General features: G+C 73.6%; 22 protein-coding genes. 17 read left to right on the plus strand and 5 right to left on the minus strand.

The window, feature by feature from the left end; translation table 11 throughout:
• The first annotated feature begins 1 nt into the window (after nucleotide 1).
• From ABZT87_RS16995 to ribH, 4 genes are read left to right on the plus strand one after another with little or no spacing between them, the layout of a single operon-like run.
• On the plus strand, nucleotides 2–640 hold the full coding sequence (locus tag ABZT87_RS16995) for a riboflavin synthase (RefSeq protein ID WP_355136420.1): 639 nt from the start codon (nucleotides 2–4) through the stop codon (nucleotides 638–640).
• On the plus strand, nucleotides 640–1,329 hold the full coding sequence (gene pnuC / locus ABZT87_RS17000; protein ID WP_354857812.1) for a nicotinamide riboside transporter PnuC: 690 nt from the start codon (nucleotides 640–642) through the stop codon (nucleotides 1,327–1,329). Before ABZT87_RS16995 ends, pnuC begins: the two co-directional genes overlap by 1 nt.
• Nucleotides 1,326–2,591, plus strand: a complete 1,266-nt coding sequence (locus ABZT87_RS17005; RefSeq protein ID WP_354857814.1) for a bifunctional 3,4-dihydroxy-2-butanone-4-phosphate synthase/GTP cyclohydrolase II — start codon at nucleotides 1,326–1,328, stop codon at nucleotides 2,589–2,591. The genes pnuC and ABZT87_RS17005 overlap by 4 nt, the downstream gene beginning before the upstream one ends.
• Nucleotides 2,592–2,593: 2 nt before the next feature.
• Nucleotides 2,594–3,094 carry a 6,7-dimethyl-8-ribityllumazine synthase gene (ribH, locus tag ABZT87_RS17010; RefSeq protein ID WP_234589790.1) on the plus strand — a complete coding sequence of 167 codons (501 nt, stop codon included), beginning with the start codon at nucleotides 2,594–2,596 and terminating at the stop codon, nucleotides 3,092–3,094.
• Between the two features lie 88 nt (nucleotides 3,095–3,182).
• Here ribH and ABZT87_RS17015 read toward each other — a convergent pair whose 3' ends face one another.
• The 3 genes from ABZT87_RS17015 to ABZT87_RS17025 are packed head-to-tail and all read right to left on the minus strand — an operon-like array spanning nucleotide 3,183 to nucleotide 5,625.
• The gene (locus ABZT87_RS17015; protein WP_355136422.1) at nucleotides 3,183–3,926 is read right to left on the minus strand and encodes an amino acid ABC transporter ATP-binding protein; all 744 of its coding nucleotides are present in this window, start codon (nucleotides 3,924–3,926) and stop codon (nucleotides 3,183–3,185) included.
• A 2-nt stretch (nucleotides 3,927–3,928) separates the two neighbouring features.
• A complete protein-coding gene (locus ABZT87_RS17020; protein ID WP_355136424.1) occupies nucleotides 3,929–4,774 on the minus strand; it encodes an ABC transporter permease subunit in 846 nt (281 codons plus the stop codon).
• Nucleotides 4,771–5,625, minus strand: coding sequence for a transporter substrate-binding domain-containing protein (locus ABZT87_RS17025; RefSeq protein WP_355067106.1), 855 nt, complete (start codon nucleotides 5,623–5,625; stop codon nucleotides 4,771–4,773). Before ABZT87_RS17025 ends, ABZT87_RS17020 begins: the two co-directional genes overlap by 4 nt.
• 133 nt (nucleotides 5,626–5,758) lie before the next feature.
• On the opposite strand from ABZT87_RS17025, the gene ABZT87_RS17030 reads away from it, so the two are divergent.
• From ABZT87_RS17030 to ABZT87_RS17075, 10 genes are all read left to right on the plus strand, one after another.
• A complete protein-coding gene (locus ABZT87_RS17030; RefSeq protein ID WP_234589761.1) occupies nucleotides 5,759–6,022 on the plus strand; it encodes a phosphoribosyl-ATP diphosphatase in 264 nt (87 codons plus the stop codon).
• 45 nt (nucleotides 6,023–6,067) lie between these two features.
• Nucleotides 6,068–6,913, plus strand: coding sequence for an ATP phosphoribosyltransferase (hisG, locus tag ABZT87_RS17035; RefSeq protein WP_355067107.1), 846 nt, complete (start codon nucleotides 6,068–6,070; stop codon nucleotides 6,911–6,913).
• A gap of 170 nt (nucleotides 6,914–7,083) precedes the next feature.
• A complete protein-coding gene (locus ABZT87_RS17040; RefSeq protein WP_355136426.1) occupies nucleotides 7,084–7,557 on the plus strand; it encodes a PH domain-containing protein in 474 nt (157 codons plus the stop codon).
• Nucleotides 7,558–7,924: 367 nt separating this feature from the next.
• Nucleotides 7,925–8,575 carry a translation initiation factor IF-3 gene (infC, locus tag ABZT87_RS17045; protein WP_328655039.1) on the plus strand — a complete coding sequence of 217 codons (651 nt, stop codon included), beginning with the start codon at nucleotides 7,925–7,927 and terminating at the stop codon, nucleotides 8,573–8,575.
• Nucleotides 8,576–8,595: 20 nt separating this feature from the next.
• Nucleotides 8,596–8,790, plus strand: a complete 195-nt coding sequence (gene rpmI / locus ABZT87_RS17050; RefSeq protein ID WP_007458415.1) for a 50S ribosomal protein L35 — start codon at nucleotides 8,596–8,598, stop codon at nucleotides 8,788–8,790.
• A 32-nt stretch (nucleotides 8,791–8,822) separates the two neighbouring features.
• Nucleotides 8,823–9,215, plus strand: a complete 393-nt coding sequence (gene rplT / locus ABZT87_RS17055; RefSeq protein WP_030335718.1) for a 50S ribosomal protein L20 — start codon at nucleotides 8,823–8,825, stop codon at nucleotides 9,213–9,215.
• Between the two features lie 29 nt (nucleotides 9,216–9,244).
• Complete coding sequence (locus ABZT87_RS17060; RefSeq protein ID WP_355136428.1) at nucleotides 9,245–10,096, plus strand: RNA methyltransferase; 852 nt, start codon at nucleotides 9,245–9,247, stop codon at nucleotides 10,094–10,096.
• 219 nt (nucleotides 10,097–10,315) lie between these two features.
• On the plus strand, nucleotides 10,316–11,395 hold the full coding sequence (gene pheS / locus ABZT87_RS17065; protein ID WP_355136430.1) for a phenylalanine--tRNA ligase subunit alpha: 1,080 nt from the start codon (nucleotides 10,316–10,318) through the stop codon (nucleotides 11,393–11,395).
• 40 nt (nucleotides 11,396–11,435) lie between these two features.
• Nucleotides 11,436–13,982 (plus strand): phenylalanine--tRNA ligase subunit beta, encoded by a 2,547-nt coding sequence (pheT, locus tag ABZT87_RS17070; RefSeq protein WP_355136432.1) that lies wholly within the window; start codon nucleotides 11,436–11,438, stop codon nucleotides 13,980–13,982.
• 9 nt (nucleotides 13,983–13,991) lie between these two features.
• On the plus strand, nucleotides 13,992–14,459 hold the full coding sequence (locus tag ABZT87_RS17075) for a S26 family signal peptidase (protein ID WP_355136434.1): 468 nt from the start codon (nucleotides 13,992–13,994) through the stop codon (nucleotides 14,457–14,459).
• A gap of 71 nt (nucleotides 14,460–14,530) precedes the next feature.
• Here the strand turns inward: ABZT87_RS17075 and ABZT87_RS17080 are convergent, their stop codons facing one another.
• Complete coding sequence (locus tag ABZT87_RS17080; protein WP_355136436.1) at nucleotides 14,531–14,746, minus strand: hypothetical protein; 216 nt, start codon at nucleotides 14,744–14,746, stop codon at nucleotides 14,531–14,533.
• Between the two features lie 154 nt (nucleotides 14,747–14,900).
• Here ABZT87_RS17080 and ABZT87_RS17085 point away from each other — a divergent pair, with 154 nt between their 5' ends.
• From ABZT87_RS17085 to ABZT87_RS17095, 3 genes are read left to right on the plus strand one after another with little or no spacing between them, the layout of a single operon-like run.
• Entirely contained in the window at nucleotides 14,901–15,455 is a 555-nt protein-coding gene (locus ABZT87_RS17085; protein WP_355136438.1) for a MauE/DoxX family redox-associated membrane protein, read from the plus strand.
• Nucleotides 15,456–15,492: 37 nt separating this feature from the next.
• Nucleotides 15,493–16,032: a hypothetical protein gene (locus ABZT87_RS17090; protein WP_355136440.1), complete on the plus strand. Its 540-nt coding sequence runs from the start codon at nucleotides 15,493–15,495 to the stop codon at nucleotides 16,030–16,032.
• Nucleotides 16,029–17,873, plus strand: a complete 1,845-nt coding sequence (locus ABZT87_RS17095) for an ABC transporter ATP-binding protein (RefSeq protein WP_355136442.1) — start codon at nucleotides 16,029–16,031, stop codon at nucleotides 17,871–17,873. The genes ABZT87_RS17090 and ABZT87_RS17095 overlap by 4 nt, the downstream gene beginning before the upstream one ends.
• Here the strand turns inward: ABZT87_RS17095 and ABZT87_RS17100 are convergent.
• A complete protein-coding gene (locus ABZT87_RS17100; RefSeq protein WP_355136444.1) occupies nucleotides 17,824–19,683 on the minus strand; it encodes an AfsR/SARP family transcriptional regulator in 1,860 nt (619 codons plus the stop codon). The genes ABZT87_RS17095 and ABZT87_RS17100 overlap by 50 nt on opposite strands.
• Between the last annotated feature and the right edge of the window lie 71 nt (nucleotides 19,684–19,754).

Consider the following 19,754-nt stretch of genomic DNA (forward strand, 5'->3'; position numbering starts at 1 on the left):
CATGTTCACCGGCATTGTCGAGGAGTTGGGGGAGATCGTCCGGGTCACGGCCACGGCGGGCGATTCGGCGCTGGTCGCCGTGCGCGGCCCGTTGGTCACCTCGGACGCCCGCCACGGTGATTCCATCGCCGTCAACGGCGTCTGCCTGACGGTGGTGGACGCGGCCGACGGCATCTTCACCGCCGACGTCATGGGCGAGACCCTGCGCCGGTCCGCGCTGGGCGCGCTGCGCCCCGGCGACCCGGTCAACCTGGAGCGGGCGGCGGCGCTGGGCAGCCGCCTCGGCGGGCACCTCGTGCAGGGCCACGTCGACGGCGTCGGCGAACTGATCTCCCGGGAACCGGCCGAGCAGTGGGAGACGGTGCGGTTCCGGCTGCCCGCCGCCCTGGCCCGGTACGTGGTGGAGAAGGGCTCGATCACCATCGACGGCGTGTCGCTGACCGTGGCCGAGGTGGGCGCGGACGAGTTCGCCGTCGGGCTGATCCCGACCACCCTGAAGCTGACCACGCTCGGAGCGAAGGGCGTCGGCGACCCGGTCAACCTGGAGGTCGACGTGCTGGCCAAGTACGTCGAGCGGCTGCTCGGCGCCCGGCTCACCGACGCGTCCGGGGCGACCCCGAGCACGGGCGGGGTGGCCTGATGGGCCCCCTCGGCTGGCTGCTCGACGCCCAGGTGCAGGTGGCCGGCTCGCCGGTGCTGGCCCGGGAGATCGTCGGCAACGTGTTCGGGCTGGTCTCCGCGCTGCTCGGGCTGCGTCGGCTGGTCTGGGCGTGGCCGGTCGGCATGATCGGCAACGCGCTGCTGTTCACCGTCTTCCTCGGCGGGGTGTTCGCCACCCCGCAGGCGCACGACCTGTATGGGCAGGCCGGCCGGCAGGTGTTCTTCTTCGCGGTAAGCGTCTACGGCTGGTGGCGGTGGCGTCGCAACAGCCGCGTCGACGCCGACCACGCCGCGGTGCTGCCGCGCTGGGCCACCGGGCGGGAGCGGCTCGTGCTGCTGCTGGCCGCCGTCGTCGGCACCGCTGCCGCGTACCCGGTGCTCAAGGCGCTGGGCTCCTGGGGCCCGCTGCCGGACGCCTGGATCCTCACCGGCAGTCTGCTGGCCACCTACGGCATGGCCCGTGGCTGGGTCGAGTTCTGGCTGGTGTGGATCGCGGTGGACGCGGTCGGCGTGCCGCTGCTGCTGCGCGGCGGGTTCTACCCGTCGGCGGCCATGTACCTGGTCTACGGCGCCTTCTGCGCCTGGGGCTTCGCCGCCTGGTGGCGCACCTCGCGCGCCACCCGGCCGGCCGCCGCACTCCCGCCCACCTACACGGAGGCCGTCGCATGAGCAGCTTCGCCGATATCGACGAGGCGATCGCCGAGATCGCCGCCGGGCGGCCGGTCGTCGTGGTCGACGACGCCGATCGGGAGAACGAGGGCGACCTGATCTTCGCGGCCGAGCGGGCCACGCCGGAGCTGATGGCGTTCATGGTGCGCCACACCTCCGGGTACGTCTGCGTGGCGTTGACCGAGAGCGAGGCCGACCGGCTCGACCTGCCGCCGATGCACCACACCAACCAGGATCGGCGCGGCACCGCGTACACGGTGACCGTGGACGCCCGGGAGGGGATCAGCACCGGCATCTCGGCGGCCGACCGCGCGCACACCAGCCGGCTGCTCGCCGGCGCGGCGACCGATCCGACCGACCTGGCCCGGCCCGGGCACGTGGTGCCGCTGCGCGCCCGCGAGGGCGGGGTGCTGCGCCGACCCGGGCACACCGAGGCGGCGATCGACCTGACCCGGCTCGCGGGGCTGCGCCCGGCCGGCGTGCTCTGCGAGCTGGTCAACGACGACGGCACCATGATGCGGTTGCCGGACCTGGAGAAGTTCGCCGCCGAGCACGGCCTCACGCTGATCACCATCGCCGACCTGATCGCCTACCGGCGGCGTACCGAGAAGCAGGTCGAGCTGGTTGCCGACGCCCGGATGCCGACGCGGCACGGGGTGTTCCGGGCGCTCGGCTACCGCGCCGAGCACGACCCGGCCGAGCACGTCGCGATGGTGCTCGGTGACCTCGGCGACGGTCAGGACGTGCTGGTCCGGGTCCACTCCGAGTGCCTGACCGGGGACGTGTTCGGCTCGCTGCGCTGCGACTGCGGGCCGCAGCTGGACGCCGCGCTGGCCCGGGTCGCCCGCGAGGGCCGGGGCGTGGTGCTCTACGTGCGCGGGCACGAGGGACGCGGCATCGGCCTGCTGCACAAGCTGCAGGCGTACCAGTTGCAGGACCAGGGTCGCGACACCGTGGACGCCAACCTCGACCTGGGTCTGCCGGCCGACGCCCGCGACTACGGCACCGGCGCGCAGATCCTGTACGACCTGGGCGTGCGCTCGATGCGGCTGCTGACCAACAACCCGGCGAAGCGGGCCGGGCTGGAGGGCTACGGGCTCACCGTCACCGGCCGCGAGAGCCTGCCGGCCGGCGCGCATCCGGAGAACCTGCGCTACCTGCGCACCAAGCGGGACCGGATGGGTCACCTGCTGGACGAGTTGGACGAGGTGTCCGAGGCGCCGCTGGGGCGTCCGGTCGCCGACGACGAGATCGGAGCATGACGATGGCGGGTTTCGGCGAGCCGGGAGTCGAGGCGGTCGACGCCGCGGGGTTGACCGTCGGGGTGGTGGCCGCACGGTGGCACGGCGATCTGACCGATCACATGCTGGAGCGCGCGGTCGCCGCCGCCGAGGCGTGCGGGGCGCGGTCCGTGGTGGCGCGGGTCGCCGGCTCCGTGGAGCTGCCGGTCGTCGCCCAGGCCCTCGCCCGCCGCTGCGACGTGGTGGTCGCGCTCGGCGTGGTCGTGCGGGGCGCCACCGCCCACTTCGACTACGTGTGCCGGTCGGTCACCGACGGGCTGACCCGGGTGGCGCTGGACGAGGGCAAGCCGGTGGCGCACGGCGTCCTCACCGTGGAGACCATCGAGCAGGCCCGGGACCGGGCCGGGCTGCCCGGCTCGGCGGAGGACAAGGGCTGGGCGGCGACCGTGGCGGCGCTCGACGCGGCGCTGGCCGTCCGGACCGTGGCCGCCGGCAACGCGCAGCGGGTCGGCTTCGGCGGCTGACGCCGCCTCCGGCGCTGCTCTGCTTCGGTGCCGACCGGCTCCGGGCCTGTTCGGCTTCGGTGTCGGCCGGCTCCGGTGCCGGCTGGCCTCAGAGTCGGCCGGCTTCGATGATGCGGCGCAGGAACTGACGGGTGCGGGCCTGCGTCGGCTCGCCGAGCACCTGCTCCGGTGGGCCGCTCTCGACGACGCGCCCCGCGTCGAGGAAGCACACCTCGTCGGCGACCTCCCGGGCGAAGCCCATCTCGTGGGTGGCCAGCACCATGGTCATCCCGTCGGCCTTCAGGTCCCGGATCATCGTCAGCACCTCGCCGACGAGTTCCGGGTCCAGGGCCGAGGTGACCTCGTCGAGCAGCATCAGGCGGGGCGAGTTCGCCAGCGCCCGGACGATCGCCACCCGCTGCTGCTGCCCGCCGGAGAGCGCGTCCGGGTAGGCGTGCGCCTTCGCGCCCAGCCCCACCCGGTCGAGCAGGTCGCGGGCCTGGGCCTCGGCCTCGGCGCGGGCCCGCCGGTGCACCCGCCGGGGCGCGAGGGTGATGTTGTCCAGCACGCTCAGGTGCGGAAACAGGTTGTACGCCTGGAACACCATGCCGATCCGCCGACGGACCCGGTCGGCGTCCACCCGGGGGTCGGAGATGTCCTCCCCGTCCAGCTCGATGGTGCCGTCGTCCACCTCCTCCAGGAGGTTCACGCACCGCAGCAGCGTGGACTTGCCCGACCCGGACGCCCCGATCAGGGCCACCACCCGGTGCTCGGCGACCGTCAGGTCGAGCCGGTCCAGCACGACGTGGCCGGCGAACTCCTTGCGCAGACCCCGGCAGCGCAGCAGCGCCATGGTCAGCCTCCCGACTGGCGACGGGCCGAGCGCAGCGTCACCCAGTCGGTGACGGCGATCAGCGGGATCGCGAGCAGCACGAACAGCACTCCGGCCACGACGTACGGGGTGTAGTTGAACGACTGGGCGGTGGCGATCTGGGCGGCGCGGACCGCGTCGATCGGGCCGGCGAGCGAGACCAGGCCGACGTCCTTCTGCAGGGCCACCACGTCGTTGAGCAGCGGTGGCGCCACCCGGCGGACGGCCTGCGGCAGCACCACGTGCCGCATCGTCTGCCGGTAGGTCAGGCCCAGCGAACGGGCCGCGGCGAGCTGGCTGGGGTGCACCGACTCGATGCCGGCCCGGAACACCTCGGCCAGGTAGCCGCCGTAGGTGAGCACCAGCGCGAGCCCGCCGAGCACCAGCACCGACGGCATGCCCCGCAGCCGCAGCCCGGGCACGCCGAGGGTGAGCAGGTACAGCACGATGATCAGGGGCAAACCCCGGAAGGTGTACGTGTAGCCGGCGGCCAGCGCCCGTACCGGAAAAAAGACCGGGCCGCGCAGTGTCCGCAGCACGGCGATCGCCAGCCCGAGCAGCAGCGCGCCGGCCGCGCAGCAGACCAGCAGCCGGACGTTGAGCCAGAGCCCGTCCAGCACGGCCGGCAGCGCGTCGGCGCCGATCTCCGGGTCCAGGAACGACTGCCGGACCCGGTCCCAGCCCGGCGCGCCGGTCACGGCGACGACCAGCAACGTGCCGAGCGCCGCCGTGGAGAAGGCCGCGATCAGCACGCTGTGCAGGCTCTGCCGACGCCGGTACGCCGACCGCCGCAGCTGCGCCGTGGAGGGGGTGTGCTCCCGCGGCGTCACTTCAGCTCGGCCGCCCCCGCCACCTGCGCGAGCCACTTCTGCTCCAGCTCGGTCAGCGTGCCGGCCTCGCTGAGCTGACCGACCGCGCCGCTCACGCAGCGGGTCAGCGGCGAGTTCTTGTCCAGCAGCAGCCCGAACGCCTCCGGCACGCCCACCTGCGGCACCTGCCCGACGATCGTCGCGTCGGTGATCTCCGCGCCGGTGATGTAGAAGGCGGTCGGCAGGTCCACCACGAGCCCGTCGATCTGCCCGTTCTGCAGGGCCTTCTTGGCGTCGTCGTTGCTGTTGTAGACCTGCGGCTTCGCGGACGGCTTGATGACGTCCGTGATCGCCTGGTAGCTGGTCGTGCCGACCTGGGCGCCGAGCCGGGCGCCGCGCAGGTCGGCCAGCGAGGTCTTGCCGGCGATCTTCGAGGACTTCAGCGCGATGACGGTCTGCCGTACCAGGTAGTACGGGGCCGAGAAGTCCACCGCCTGCTTGCGCTCCTCGGTGACGGAGAACTGGTTGATGTCGAAGTCGAAGTTCTTCTCCCCGGGCGCGATCGCGGTGTCGAACTTGACCCGGGTCCAGGTGACGTCGCCCCGGGCGTAGCCGAGCTTCTCGGCCACCGCGTACGCGACGGCGGCCTCGAAGCCCTCGCCGCTGTCCGGCTTGTCCTGCCGGAACCACGGCTCGTACGCCGGCTGGTCGGTGGCGATGGTGAGCTTGCCCGGCGTACGGGTGGGCAGGCTGTCCTTCGTGCAGGACGGCGTGGCGGTGGGTGTCGGTTCCTCGTCCTGTGGCGCGCATCCGGCGGTGGCGACGACGACGCCGGCGAGGGTGAGCGCGAAAAGGCGTGAGCGGCTGGCCATGGCGGACAGCGTAGAGGTCCATGGGCGTCGATCGAAGATTTTCCCACCATGTTGATAGGGAATTGTCCGCCTGCTGGGTCGCGGTGGACCCGGACTCGGGGCGCCGGCCGGGCGGCTGGAAGAATCGTTCCCCGTGAAGACGTTCGAGGAGTTGTTCGCCGAGCTGCAGGCCAAGGCCGCCGCCGGCACCCCGGGCTCGGGCACCGTCGCCGCGCTGAACAAGGGCGTGCACTTCATCGGCAAGAAGGTTGTCGAGGAGGCGGCCGAGTCGTGGATGGCCGCCGAGCACGAGGGGCCGCAGCGCACCGCCGAGGAGATCTCCCAGCTGCTCTACCAGGTCCAGGTGCTGATGCTCGCCAGCGGTCTCGAACTGAAGGACGTATACCGACATCTGTGAGTGCGCCCCGTCGTTGATCAGATTCGATCGAAGGAGCACTCCGTCATGTTGCGTGTCGCCATCCCCAACAAGGGCACCCTGGCCGAGCCGGCCGCCCAGATGCTGCGTGAGGCGGGCTACCGCCAGCGCACCGACCCCAAGGACCTCGTCTGCCGCGACGAGGCCAACGATGTCGAATTCTTCTACCTGCGTCCCAAGGACATCGCCACCTACGTCGGCTCCGGTGACCTCGACCTCGGCATCACCGGCCGGGACCTGCTGATCGACTCGGCGGCACCCGCCGAGGAGGTCGTCGACCTCGCCTTCGGTCGGGCCACCTTCCGCTTCGCCGCCCGCCCCGACGACATCGCCTCCGTGCAGGATCTGGGCGGGCACCGGATCGCCACCGCGTATCCGGGGCTGGTCGAGCGGCACCTCGACGAGGCGGGCGTCAAGGCCGAGGTGATCCGCCTCGACGGCGCCGTGGAGAACGCCGTACGCCTCGGTGTCGCCGACGTGATCGCGGACGTGGTGGAGACCGGCGCGACCCTGCGTCAGGCGGGCCTCGTGGTGTTCGGCGAGCCGCTGCTGCGCTCGTCGGCGGTGCTGGTCCGCCGCGCCGGCGCACCGGCGCACGCGCAGGCTGAGCAGTTGCTGCGCCGCCTGCACGGCGTGCTGGTGGCCCGCCGCTACGTGATGCTCGCCTACGACGTCCCGGCCGGTCTGCTGGACCGCGCCAGCGGGCTGACCCCCGGCATCGAGTCGCCCACCGTGTCGCCGCTGCACCGCGAGGGCTGGGTGGCAGTGCAGGCCATGGTGCTCCGCGACGACGTGCACCGGATCATGGACGAGCTGTACGAGCTGGGCGCCCGCGCCATCCTGGTGACCAACATCCACGCCTGCCGCCTCTGAGCGTTCACGGGATCGCTGAGACGGGGGTGTCCGCCCGCGCGGGACACCCCCGTTTCGCTGATCTCGACTGATCAACCGCGCCGCGCCGGCATGGGCGCGTCGCGGGACGCTGAGTGATGGCTCGGCGGGTGGTGCGTCTGTGGGGCGGGTACGGGTGGCAGACTGGTGGGGTGAGTGACACCGAGCTGGTCCGTCTCAAGCCCCGCCGCATCCGGGTGGTGTGCTGGTCGGCGGCGGTCGCGCTGGTGGTGGTGTTCGCCGTGGTCGCCACCTCGCTGAGCGGGCCGACCGGTGACGGCTACGGCAGCTTCCAGCGCGGCGACCAGATCGCCATGATCGGTCTGGGCATCTTCGGGGCGCTGGGTTTCCTGCTGTTCACCCGCCCGCGGGTGGAGGCGGACGCGCGGGGCATCCGGGTGCGCAACGTCATCAGCTCGTACGAGCTGCCCTGGGAGGTTGTCCGGGGTGTCCGTTTCGACCGGGGCGCGCCGTGGGCGAGCCTGGAGCTGCACGACGACGACCTGCTGCCGATGGTCGCCCTGCAGGCGGCCGACAAGGAGCTGGCCGTCGACGGGGTCCGCGCCCTGCGCCGGCTGCACGAGGCCCACCTGAACCGCCTCGCCCAGCGCGCCGCCGGCAGCTGACCCCGCCGCTCGGCGACCCGCGCCACGGTCGGCGCTGCTCACGGCCGGGGTGCCCGGTTTGGGGGCGAGCGAGGCGGCGGTGTACTGTTGTCGAGTCGACCAGGCTGTCTCCGCATGCGAGCAGACAGCCTTGAAAGCGGAGCGCCTGCTCCCACCCGAGTCGCCGCCACGGTGGCCGGGTCCGGTCACCGGTTCCGGGCACGTCCCGGTCCCGGACGTGTGATCCTGTGATCACGCCGACCGGTCGAGCGGGCCCTGGCATGCGCCGGGGCCTTCTGCTTTCCGGGTCGGTTCCCACCCGGGAGCCGCAGGGGTCGGCGACAGAGCAGAAACGACTCGAGGAGGCCCCATCAGCGTCGAACCACGCGTGAACGAGCAGATCCGGGCACGTGAGGTCCGACTGGTCGGCCCCGAGGGTGAGCAGGTGGGCATCGTCCCGCTGGAGCGCGCCCTTCAGCTGGCCGCGGACGTCGATCTGGACCTGGTCGAGGTTGCGCCGATGGCGCGCCCGCCGGTGTGCAAGCTCATGGACTTCGGCAAGTTCAAGTACGAGAGCGCACTCAAGGCGCGCGAAGCGCGGCGTAATCAGCAGCAGACCGTCATCAAGGAAATGAAGCTCCGTCCGAAGATCGACCCGCACGACTACGAGACCAAAAAGGGTCACGTGGTGCGGTTCCTCAAGGCGGGCGACAAGGTCAAGGTGACGATCATGTTCCGCGGTCGCGAGCAGAGCCGCCCGGAGCTGGGTTACCGGCTCCTGCGCCGGCTCGAATCCGAGATCACGGAACTGGGATACGTCGAGGCCGCTCCGAAGCAGGACGGCCGAAACATGATCATGGTTCTCGCCCCGCATCGGGCCGTCAAGGCCTCCGCGGTCGCCGCTACGGCGTCCCGCGGCGGACCTCGGGACCGGGCAGCGGACGAGTCCGCCGCTCCGGAAGCCGATGAGACCGCGGCGGTCAGCGAGACCGCAGCAGCCGGTGACACCGGCCTCGCCGCCGACACCAGCGGCGAGTAACAGGGGAGAAGACGTTCCACATGCCGAAGATGAAGAGCCACACGGGTATGGGTAAGCGGGTCAAGGTGACCGGCAAGGGCAAGATCGTTGCCCAGCAGGCCGGCCTCCGCCACAACCTGGAGAAGAAGCCCTCCACCCAGACCCGCCGGCTGACCGGCACGGTCGTGCTGGCCAAGGCCGACGTCAAGCGCATCAAGAAGCTGCTCGGCCGCTGACGCGCGCCACCTTTACGTAAGAAGGAGTTGAGATGGCACGCGTCAAGCGGGCTGTAAACGCCCAGAAGAAGCGTCGTACCCTGCTGGAGACCGCGAGCGGTTACCGCGGTCAGCGCTCCCGGCTGTACCGCAAGGCCAAGGAGCAGGTGCTGCACTCGATGCAGTACGCCTACCGGGACCGTCGCGACCGCAAGGGCGACTTCCGGCAGCTGTGGATCCAGCGGATCAACGCGGGCGCCCGGGCCAACGGGATGACCTACAACCGCCTGATCCAGGGCCTGCGTCTGGCCGGCATCGAGGTGGACCGCAAGATCCTGGCCGACCTGGCTGTCAACGACGCCGCCGCCTTCGCGGCGATCGTCGAGCTGGCCCGGGCCGCGGTCGCGGCCGAGGGCACCGGCGGCGCGGCGGCCCAGGCCGCCTGATCCCCCCGCACCAGAGCGAGGCGTCTCCCGTGTCGGCACCGCCGTCCGGGGGGCGCCTCAATCGTGCCGGAGGAACACACACCATGGCCTTCACCCCGCGTACCCCCAGGGTCGTCGCCGCACGCCGCCTGCAACGCCGCCGGGACCGCGACGCCACCGGCCGTTTCCTGGCCGAGGGCCCGCAGGCGGTCCGCGAGGCCCTGGCCCGGCCGGGGGTGGTCACCGAGCTGTTCGGTACGCCCGCCGCGCTGGACCGGCACCCGGAGCTGGCCGCGACGGCGGCCCGCGCCGACGTGCCGGTCTCCGAGGTGACCGACGACGCGCTCGCCGCGCTGGCCGAGACCGTCGCCCCGCAGGGGCTGGTCGCCGTCTGCCGGCACCTCGACGTGCCGCTGGAGCAGGCCCTCGCCGGCCGGCCCCGGTTGGTGGCGGTGCTCGCCGAGATCCGCGACCCGGGCAACGCCGGCACGGTGCTGCGCACCGCCGACGCCGCCGGCGCGGGTGCGGTGGTCTTCGCCGGAGACGCGGTCGACCCGTACAACGGCAAGTGTGTGCGGGCCTCGGCCGGCAGCCTCTTCCACGTCGACGTGGTCCGCGCGCCGGACCCGGTCGCGGTGGTCAACGCGCTGCGCGCCGCCGGGCTGTCGATCTTCGCCACCACCGGGTACGGCGACGACGACCTGGACGACCTGACCGACTACGGCCGGCTCGTCGGGCCCACCGCCTGGCTGTTCGGCTCGGAGGCGCACGGCCTGCCCGAGGAGTTGACCGCCGCCGCCGACGCCCGGGTGCGGGTGCCGCTGTACGGGCGCGCGGAGAGCCTCAACCTGGCTGCCGCCGCCGCGGTCTGCCTGTACGCTTCAGCGAGAGCGCAGCGCTGACGGTGACCACCTCCGGCGCGACCGACAGCAGGGGAGAGCATCCGCCCATGAACGCGACACGGCGTTCGTTTAGCCAGCCCGCCGGTGTCGGCGGGCGGCGGGCCTGACCTGCTCCCTGCGCAACTCCTACCGGCGGGCTGCGGCACAGCCGCGCGTCCGTAGACTCGCCTAGCCGCCCCGATGAGGGCTGGCGCCGCCGTGAGGGAGTGCCCGTACGCCATGAGCTACCGCAACGATCCGTACGACCCGAAGCAGGTCGCCCTGCTCGACCCGGCCGCCCTGGACGAGGCCGTCGCCGACGCCACGAAGGCGTTCACGGCCGCCGCCGATCCGGACGCGCTGACCGCGCTGCGTTCGGCGCACCTGGGGGACCGGTCGCCGGTCTCCCTCGCGCGCCGCGAGATCGGCGCGCTGCCGCCGGCCGCGAAGTCCGACGCCGGTAAGCGGGTCAACGAGGCCCGCCGGGCGATCGAAGCCGCGTACGCCGACCGCGCCGAGGTGGTGGAGCGCGAGCAGGCCGAGCGGGTGCTGGTCGAGGAGCGGGTGGACGTCACGCTGCCCTTCAACCGGCGTCCGCGCGGGGCCCGGCATCCGCTGAGCGTCCTGATGGAGTCGATCAGCGACCTGTTCGTCGGGATGGGCTACGAGGTGGCCGAGGGTCCCGAGGTCGACCTGGAGTGGGTCAACTTCGACGCGTTGAACATCCCCGCCGACCACCCGGCACGCGGGCTGATGGACACGTTCCACATCGCATCCGCCGATGGCTCCGCGGGCTCGGGCCTTGTTCTACGAACGCACACGTCGACGGTGCAGACCCGCACCATGCTCAGCCGCAAGCCACCGATCTACGTGATCGTGCCCGGCCGCGTCTACCGCACCGACGAGATCGACGCCACGCACAGCCCGGTGTTCCACCAGGCCGAGGGCCTGGTGGTCGACAAGGGCATCACGATGGCGCACCTGCGGGGCACCCTCGACCACTTCGCGCGGGCGATGTTCGGCCCGGAGGCGAAGACCCGGTGGCGGCCGCACTACTTCCCGTTCACCGAGCCGTCGGCGGAGTTCGACGTGTGGTTCCCGGAGCACCGCGACGGCCCGCAGTGGGTCGAGTGGGGTGGCTGCGGCATGGTCAACCCGCGGGTGCTGCGCGCCTGCGGCGTCGACCCGGAGGTCTACTCCGGATTCGCCTTCGGCATGGGCATCGACCGGACCCTGATGGTCCGGCACGGGGTCAGCGACATCCGCCATCTCTTCGAGGGCGACGTGCGGTTCAGCCGCGCGCTCTCCACCGGGGCGTAGGCGATGCGGGTACGAGACACGGGAACGGTGGTCTGAAGTCATGCGAGTTTCTGTCAGCTGGCTGCGGGAGTACGTCGACCTCCCCGCCGACCTGCCCACCGGTGACCTGGAGCAGGCCCTGGTCAACCTCGGCATCGAGGTCGAGTCCGTGGTGGACCTGCGCGAGAGCGTCACCGGCCAGCTCGTCGTCGGCGAGGTGCGCGAGGTCGAGGAGCTGACCGGCTTCAAGAAGCCGATCCGCTTCTGCCGGGTCGACGTGGGCGCCGCCAACGGCACCGGCGAGCCGCAGGAGATCGTCTGCGGGGCGCGCAACTTCGCCCCCGGTGACCGGGTGGTGGTGATCCTGCCCGGCGGTGTGCTGCCCGGCGGGTTCGCCATCGGCGCCCGCAAGACGTACGGGCACAACTCGGCCGGCATGATCTGCTCGGCGAAGGAGCTGGGCCTGGGCGACGACCACTCCGGCATCATCGTGCTGCCGCCGGACGTGTCCGCCAAGCCCGGCGACGACGCGCGGCCCGTCGTCGGCCTCGACGACGTCGTTCTCGAGCTGGAGATCACCCCGGACCGGGGGTACGCGCTGAGCCTGCGGGGCCTGGCCCGGGAGCTGTCGCACGCGTTCGACGTGCCGCTGCGCGACCCGGGGATGGCGCCCGCGCCGGGCGGCACGCCGACGCCGGCGTACCCGGTGGAGGTCCGCGACACGGTCGGCTGCGACCGGTTCACCGCCCGCCTGGTCCGCGGCATCGACCCGACCGCGCCCACCCCGTCGTGGATGGCCCAGCGACTGGTCACCGCCGGCATCCGCAGCATCTCGCTGCCGGTGGACATCACCAACTACGTGATGCTGGAGCTGGGCCAGCCGATGCACGCCTTCGACGCCGACCGGATCGTCGGGCCGCTTGTGGTCCGCCGCGCCGAGCCGGGGGAGAAGCTGACCACCCTGGACGGCGTCAACCGGGTGCTCACCGCCGACGACATGGTGATCTGCGACGACACCGGGCCGATCTCCCTCGCGGCGGTGATGGGTGGCGAGACGAGCGAGGTCGTCCCCGGCACCACGACAGTGCTCTTCGAGGCGGCGCACTGGGACCCGGCGATGGTCGGGCGCACGGCCCGCCGGCACAAGCTGTTCAGCGAGGCCGCGAAGCGCTGGGAGCGGGGCGTCGACCCGGCCGTGGCGCTGGTCGCGTTGGAGCGGGCCGTGCGGCTGCTCACCGAGCACGGTGGCGGCACCCCGAGCGCGGAGATCCTGGACATCGACCACGTCCGGCCGCGTACCCCGATCACCCTGCCGGCGGACCTGCCGACCCGGCGGGTCGGCGTCGAGTACCCGCCGGCGCGGGTCGTCGCCCTGCTGAAGCGGGTCGGCTGCACCGTCGCGCAGGGCGCGGACCGGTTGTCCGAGGACCCGGGCGCGGTCGGCACGGCCAGCGGCGCGGGCGTGGCGCTGAGCGTCACCCCGCCGAGCTGGCGGCCCGACCTGACCGACCCGGCCGACCTGGTCGAGGAGGTCGTCCGCCTCGACGGGTACGACAAGGTGCCGTCGGTGCTGCCGACCGCGCCGCCCGGTCGCGGGCTGACCCCGCGCCAGCGTCGCCGCCGGGCCGTGGCCGTGTCGCTGGCCGAGCGGGGGTACGTGGAGGTGCTCGCGCACCCGTTCGTGTCGCCGGAGCTGGCCGACCAGCTCGGCCTGCCGGCCGACGACCCGCGCCGGCCCGCGGTGCGGCTGGCCAACCCGTTGTCCGAGGAGGAGCCGCTGCTGCGCACCATGCTGCTCGGCCCGCTGCTCGGCATTCTCAAGCGCAACCTCGGCCGGGGTCACCGCGACCTCGCCCTCTACGAGATCGGCGCGGTCTTCCACCCGCGTCCCGGCGCCGGCAGCCCGCCGGCGATGGGCGTGGACCGGCGGCCGACCGACGAGGAGTTCGCCGCCGCCGACGCGGTGGTGCCGGCGCAGCCGGTGCACGTCGCGGCGGTGCTCGCCGGCGACCTCGACCCGGCCGGCTGGTGGGGCGCGGGTCGACCGGCCGGCTGGGCGGACGCCATCGAGACGGCCCGTGACGTGCTCGACGCCGCCGGGATCCCCGACGAGCGGGTGGAGGTGCGGGCGGCCGAGTACGCGCCGTGGCACCCGGGCCGCTGCGCCGAGGTGCGCGTCGACGGCACGGTCGTCGGGCACGCCGGTGAGCTGCACCCGACGGTGGTGGCGGCGCTGGAGCTGCCCCGCCGCACCTGCGCGATGGAGCTGGACCTCGACGCGCTGCCGCCGACCCCGGTGACGCCCGCGCCGACGGTGTCCGGCTTCCCGCCCGCGTTGATCGACGTGGCCTTGGTGGTGGACGACTCGGTGCCGGCGGAGCAGGTGCGTCGTGCGCTGGAGGCGGGCGCCGGTGAGCTGCTGGAGGACGTCCGGCTGTTCGACGTGTACTCCGGCGCGCAGCTCGGCGAGGGTCGCCGGTCGCTGGCGTACAAGCTGACGTTCCGGGCGCCGGACCGGACGTTGACCGTCGAGGAGGCCGTGGCGGCACGGGACGCGGCGGTCGCCGTCGCGGCGGAGCGCCTCGGCGCGACGTTGCGCGGCGCCTGAGCGATGCCGGTGCTGGGATGGCTCGCGGTGGTCGCCGTGCTCGCGGTGGCCACCGCCGGCCTGCTCTGGGCCCGCCGGCACCTGCTGCTGGTCGCGGTGGTGGGCCGCAGCATGGAGCCGACGCTGCGCTCCGGTGACCGGGTGCTGGCCCGGCGCGTGCCGCTGGCCCGGGTCCGCCCCGGCGACGTGGTCGTGGTGGTGGCCCCGGCCAGGATGACCGCCGGTCACCCCACGCGGCCGGACGCGGCGGGCGAACCCGGCCTGCTGATCAAGCGGGCGTACGCGGTGCCGGGCGATCCGGTGCCGGTGGACCGGGTGCCGCTGCTGCGCCAGGGCGGCGAGCGGGTGGTGCCGGCGGGACGGCTGGTGGTGCTCGGCGACAACCCGTCGCAAAGCTACGACTCCCGCGAGTGCGGTTACATCCCCGAGCCGGACGTGCTCGGGGTGGTGGTCCGCCCGCGACTGCGCGCGGACTGACCCGGCGACGCAACCGGTACGCAGGACGGCGTGCCGTCCGGCCCAGGGCCGGACGGCACGCCGTCACCGCCTCAGCAGAGAGCGGTCATCGTGCTCACGCCCGCGCTGCAGTAGTAGCCGCAGCTGCCGCAGAACGTCTGGCAGCCCAAGTTCTGGCTGCACCGCTTGAAGTAGCACGTCCCACAGAGCGCGCACCACGGGTCCGGCGGACAGCCGGCGGCCGCCGTCACCTTGGGCACGAACACGCCGAGCATCCGCTCGCCCAGGCTTTCCAGTCGACGGAACATCCGTTCACCTCCTCCCGATACGGATCGTTGCCGGGACGCTACGGCGGCCCGGTACACCGCTGGTACAGCCGACGCACCCGACGAGGGTGGTCGATGTATCCGTGCTGTATCCGTCGCTCCTAGCGTGTGCCTCCGGCAAGGAGGTGGCGTACGGATGCGAGTTCTGGAACTGACCGCGAGGCTGCTGCTGGCCCTGGTGTTTCTCGTCGCGGTCGTCGGCAAGCTGCGGACCCGGGCGGGCTTCGCGGAGTTCGTCGGGTCGGTCGGCCAGTTCGGTGTGCCCTCCCGGTGGGCGCCCCCGGCGGCCCGCGTCGCGGTCGCCGCCGAGGCGGGCGTGGTCGTGCTGCTCGCCGTCCTCCGTACCGTGCCCGCCGGGCTGCTGCTCGCCGCGGGGCTGCTGGGTGTGCTCACCGCCGCGATCGTCGGGGCGCTGCGCCGGGGCGCACGGCCGGCCTGCCGCTGCTTCGGCGCCGGCGACGCACCGGTCGGCGCCCGCCACGTCGGGCGCAACCTCGCTCTCGCCGCGGTGGCGCTGCTGGGCCTGCTCGGCTGGGCCACCGCGACCGGGCCACCGCTGTCGGCGCCGGAGGTGCTGATCGCCGTCGGCGTCGCCGTCCCGCTCACCGCCGTGGTGGTCCGCCTCGACGACCTGGTGACCCTCTTCGCCCCCACCCCGTCCCGGCCGTCCCGTCCGGCCGGCCGGCCATGACCCCGGTCCCTCATTCCGCATCCCCGAAGGAGCCCTCATGGCGCTGCTGACCGTCGCCGTCGTCCTCGTCGCCGCCCTCGGCCTGCTCAACCTGATCCTGCTGCTCGGCGTGATCCGTCGGCTGCGTGAACACACCGACCTGCTCAGCGACCGGCAGGGCGAACCTCCGGCGGTGATGCTGGAGGTCGGCTCGATCCCCGGTGACTTCGTCTCGACCACGGTGGACGGTCGCATCCTCAGCTGGGCCGACCTTCCGCCGATGACCCTGGTCGCGTTCCTCTCGCCGAGCTGCGAGCACTGCGAGGAGCAGTTGCCGCTGCTCGTCGACCGGGCGCGGACGATGCCCGGCGGCGCCGAGCACGTCTGGATCGTCGTTGTCGGCAAGGGCCCGGAGACCCAGCCGTACGCCGAGCAGTTCAGCGGTCTGGCGACCGTCTTCGTCGAACCCGGCACCGGTGCGCTGCCGCTCGCGTTCGGGGTCAAGGGGTTCCCCGCGTTCGGCCTCCTCGACGAGCGCGGGATCGTCGCGTCGACGGCGTTCGGCATCGCCCGGTTGGACCTGCCGGTGGCGCGGTGAGCGGCCCCCGGCTGGTACCGCGACGGGCCGCCCGGCACGCCCGGGCGGCCCTGGGCCTGACCTGGCGGGCCGCCCCGGTGGGAACCGCCACGGACCTGGTGCTGGCCGTGCTGGCCGGGCTGACCCCGGTGCTCGTGGCCGCGCTGACCAAGCTGCTGCTGGACCGGCTCACCGGTGGTGGCTCGGCCCCCGTCCCGCTGACCGCGCTCGGTGCCGGCCTGGCGGTGGCCGCCGCGCTCGGCACGGTCCTGCCGCACCTGCGCACCTACGTGGCAGCGGAGCGGTCGCGGGCGGTGTCCCGGCTGGTGCGCCGCCGGCTGTACGACGCGGTGCAGCGCCTGATCGGGTTGGTCCGGTTGGAGGACCCGGAGTTCCAGGACCGGCTGCAGGCCGCCCAGCAGACCGGTCACCTCGGCCCCACCCAGCTGACCGGCAACGCCTTCGGCGCGGTGCAGAGCGTCCTGGCGATGGGTGGTTTCCTCGGCGTCCTGCTGATGCTCAACCCGCTGATCGGTGTGCTGGTGTTGGTCGCCGCGCTGCCCACCCTCTGGATGCAGTTGCGGCTCAACCGGGCCCGCGCGACGATGGTGCTGCGGCTGGAGCACTTCCAGCGCCGGGACCTCTTCTTCGCCCAGCTCCTGGTGGGCGTGCCGGCGGCGAAGGAGGTGCGGCTGTTCGGTCTGGGCCGGTTCTTCGGCGACCGGATGCTCGACGAGCTGCACTCGATGCACCGGGTGGAGCAGCGGCTGGACCGTCGCGAGGTGCGGGCCCAGGCCGTCCTCGGCCTGCTCGGCGCGACGGTGGCCGGCATCGGCGTGGTCTACACCGTCTCGGTCGCGCGCGCCGGTGGGCTGACCCCCGGCGACGTGGTGATCTACCTGGCCGCCGTGCCCGGGGTGCAGGGCGCGCTGGGCAGTCTGGTCGGCCAGCTCGGCGCGATCCACCAGGCGCTGCTGCTCTTCGAGCACTACGACGAGGTGGCGCACGTCGAACCGGACCTGCCGGTGCCGGCCACGCCCCGGCCGGTCCCGCCGCTGACCGAGGGCATCGAGCTGCGCGACGTGTGGTTCCGCTACTCGCCGCAGCACCCGTGGGTGCTGCGCGGCGTGAACCTGCGCCTGCCGGCCGGCTCGACCACCGCGCTGGTCGGGCTCAACGGCGCCGGCAAGAGCACCCTGGTCAAGCTGCTGTGCCGGTTCTACGACCCGGAACGCGGCAGCATCCGGTGGGACGGCGTCGACCTGCGTGAACTCGATCCCGGTGCGCTGCGGGAGCGGCTGGGCGCGGTGTTCCAGGACTTCATGCCGTACGACCTCAGCGCGGCGGAGAACATCGCGCTGGGCGACCTGAGCGCGCGCGACGACCCGGAGCGGCTGCGGGCCGCTGCCCGGCACGCCGGCATCGACGAGGCGCTGACGGCGCTGCCCCGCGGCTACCAGACGCTGCTGACCCGGATCTTCTTCGACGGCCCGGACCGGGACGACCCGCAGACCGGGGTGGTGCTCTCCGGCGGCCAGTGGCAGCGGGTGGCGCTGGCCCGGGGGTTCCTGCGGGCCGACCGGGACCTGCTGATCCTCGACGAGCCCAGCTCGGGTCTGGACGCCGAGGCCGAACACGACCTCAACCAGCGGCTGGGTGAGTTGCGCAGGGGCCGGACCAGCCTGCTCATCTCGCACCGGCTCAACGCGGTGCGCGACGCGGACACCATCGTGGTGCTCGCCGACGGGCAGGTCGTCGAGCGCGGTGACCACGACCAGTTGCTCGCCGCCGGTGGCGGGTACGCCCGACTGTTCACCCTCCAGGCCCGTGGCTACCGCCAGGACGCGCCGGCCGCGGCCTGACCGGTGCGGACCCGCTCGCCTCGGTGGCGGCGAGTTCGGCGGCGTAGAGCCGGACGAGGTCGCCGATGTGGAACCGGCCCGGCCCGGCCGGCTCGGCGAGCTGTGCGGCGACCAGCCGGTCCAGCGCCCGCGCCGCGTCCTCCGGCGGTGCTCCGGTCAGCGCGGCGGTCAGCTCCGCGGTGACCGGCCCCGGGCAGGCCCGGCAGAGCCGGAGGAAGATCGGCGCCGCCGAGCCGAGCCGGCGGTAGCTGGCGCCGAGCCGGGGCCCCAGCCCGGTCTCGGCGAGCCGGTACCGCTCGTCGCGCAGCAGTCGCGCCAGCCGGCTCAGCGACCAGTGTGGTCCCTCGGTCAGCCGACCGGACGCGGTACGCAGCGCGAGCGGCAGCCGCTCGCAGAGGCTGACCACCGCCGACGCCGCCTCTGGCTCCTCGTCGACCGGGCGATCCCCGGCGGTGGCCCGCAGCAGCGCCAGCGCGTCGGCGGCCGGCAGCGGATCGAGCCGCAGCGCCGGCGCGTCGCCGCTGGTGACCGGGGTGCGGCTGGTCACCAGCAGGGCGCATCCGCCGCGTACCGGGAGCAGGCCGTCGACCTGGGCGGCGTCGGCGGCGTTGTCGAGCACCAGCAGCACCCGGCGGTCGAACAGCAGGGACCGGACGCGGGCCCGGGCCTCCGCGATGCCGGCGGGCTCCGGTTCGTCGGCGCCCGGGTGCAGGGCCCGCAGCACGCGCGTGGCCACCTGCAACGGTGGCGGCGGGGTGTCGGCGACCGACCCGCCGAGGTCGAGGTGCAGCTGGCCGTCGGGAAAGGCGTCCAGCGCCTCCGCCGCGGCGCGCAGGGCCAGGGCCGACTTGCCGGTGCCGGCCATGCCGAAGACCGCGACGGTGACCGGCTGCTGCCCGGTGTCGGCCAGGGCGTCGCGCAGCCGGGCCAGCTCGGCGCGCCGACCGACGAACGGGGCTGTGGGGCAGGGCAGCTCGTGCGGTACGCGTGGCCCGCCCGGGTCGACCGGACGATCGCGGGTGTGGCCTGCGACGCGTCGCCGGGGCGGGACGGGTGGCCGGGGCGCGTGCCGGCGGACCTCGCGGTACAGCTCGGTCAGTTCCGGCCCGGGCGCGACGCCCAGCTCGCCGTCGAGCGCTCGGCACGCCGCCCGGTAGGTCCGCACCGCGCCGGCCTGGTCACCGGCGCGGTCCAGGGCGGTCATCAGCAGCGCCCACGCCGGCTCGCGCAGCGGATGCTCGGTGACGTGGTCGCGCAGCAGAGTCAGCAACGCCGGCGTACCGGGGTCGCCCAGGTCCAGCCGGCAGGCCGCGTACGTCTCCCGGGCGCCGGCCCGCCGCTCGCGCAGCCGGTCGAAGGCCGCCGCGGTCGCCGGCCCGTACGCCGGGGGTGGGTCGGTCGGCGACCAGAGCGCCAGCGCGCGACCCAGCAGCGTGGCGGCCAGTTCGGGTTCGCCGCCGATGCGGGCCGCGTGCCCCTCGGTGGCGAGCCGTTCGAACTCGGCGGCGTCCAGTTCGCCCGGCTCGACCCGCAGCAGGTAACCGCCGTGCTCGGCGTGCAGCCGGGCCGGACGGCCGGGGGAGTCGAGCAGGTGACGTAGCCCGCTGGCGTGGCTGCGCAGGTTCGCCACGGCCGAAGCCGGTGGGCGCCTGCCCCACAACTCCTCGCGCAGCCGTTCGACGGGCACCGCCACACCGGCGTGCAGCAGCAGCGTGACCAGCAGGGCGGTGGGCCGGCCGGCCGGCACCCGTTGGACCTGGCCGTCGCGGTGTAGCCGGATCGGACCGAGGATCTCGAACGACAGCCCCACCGCGCCTCCGTCAGGTGCCCCCACGCGGACCGGACAGGCGGCCCACCACCGTCGGATAATGATGCTAGTCG

Source organism: Micromonospora sp. NPDC005237 (genome assembly GCF_040607775.1).
Classification (GTDB): Bacteria; Actinomycetota; Actinomycetes; order Mycobacteriales; family Micromonosporaceae; genus Micromonospora.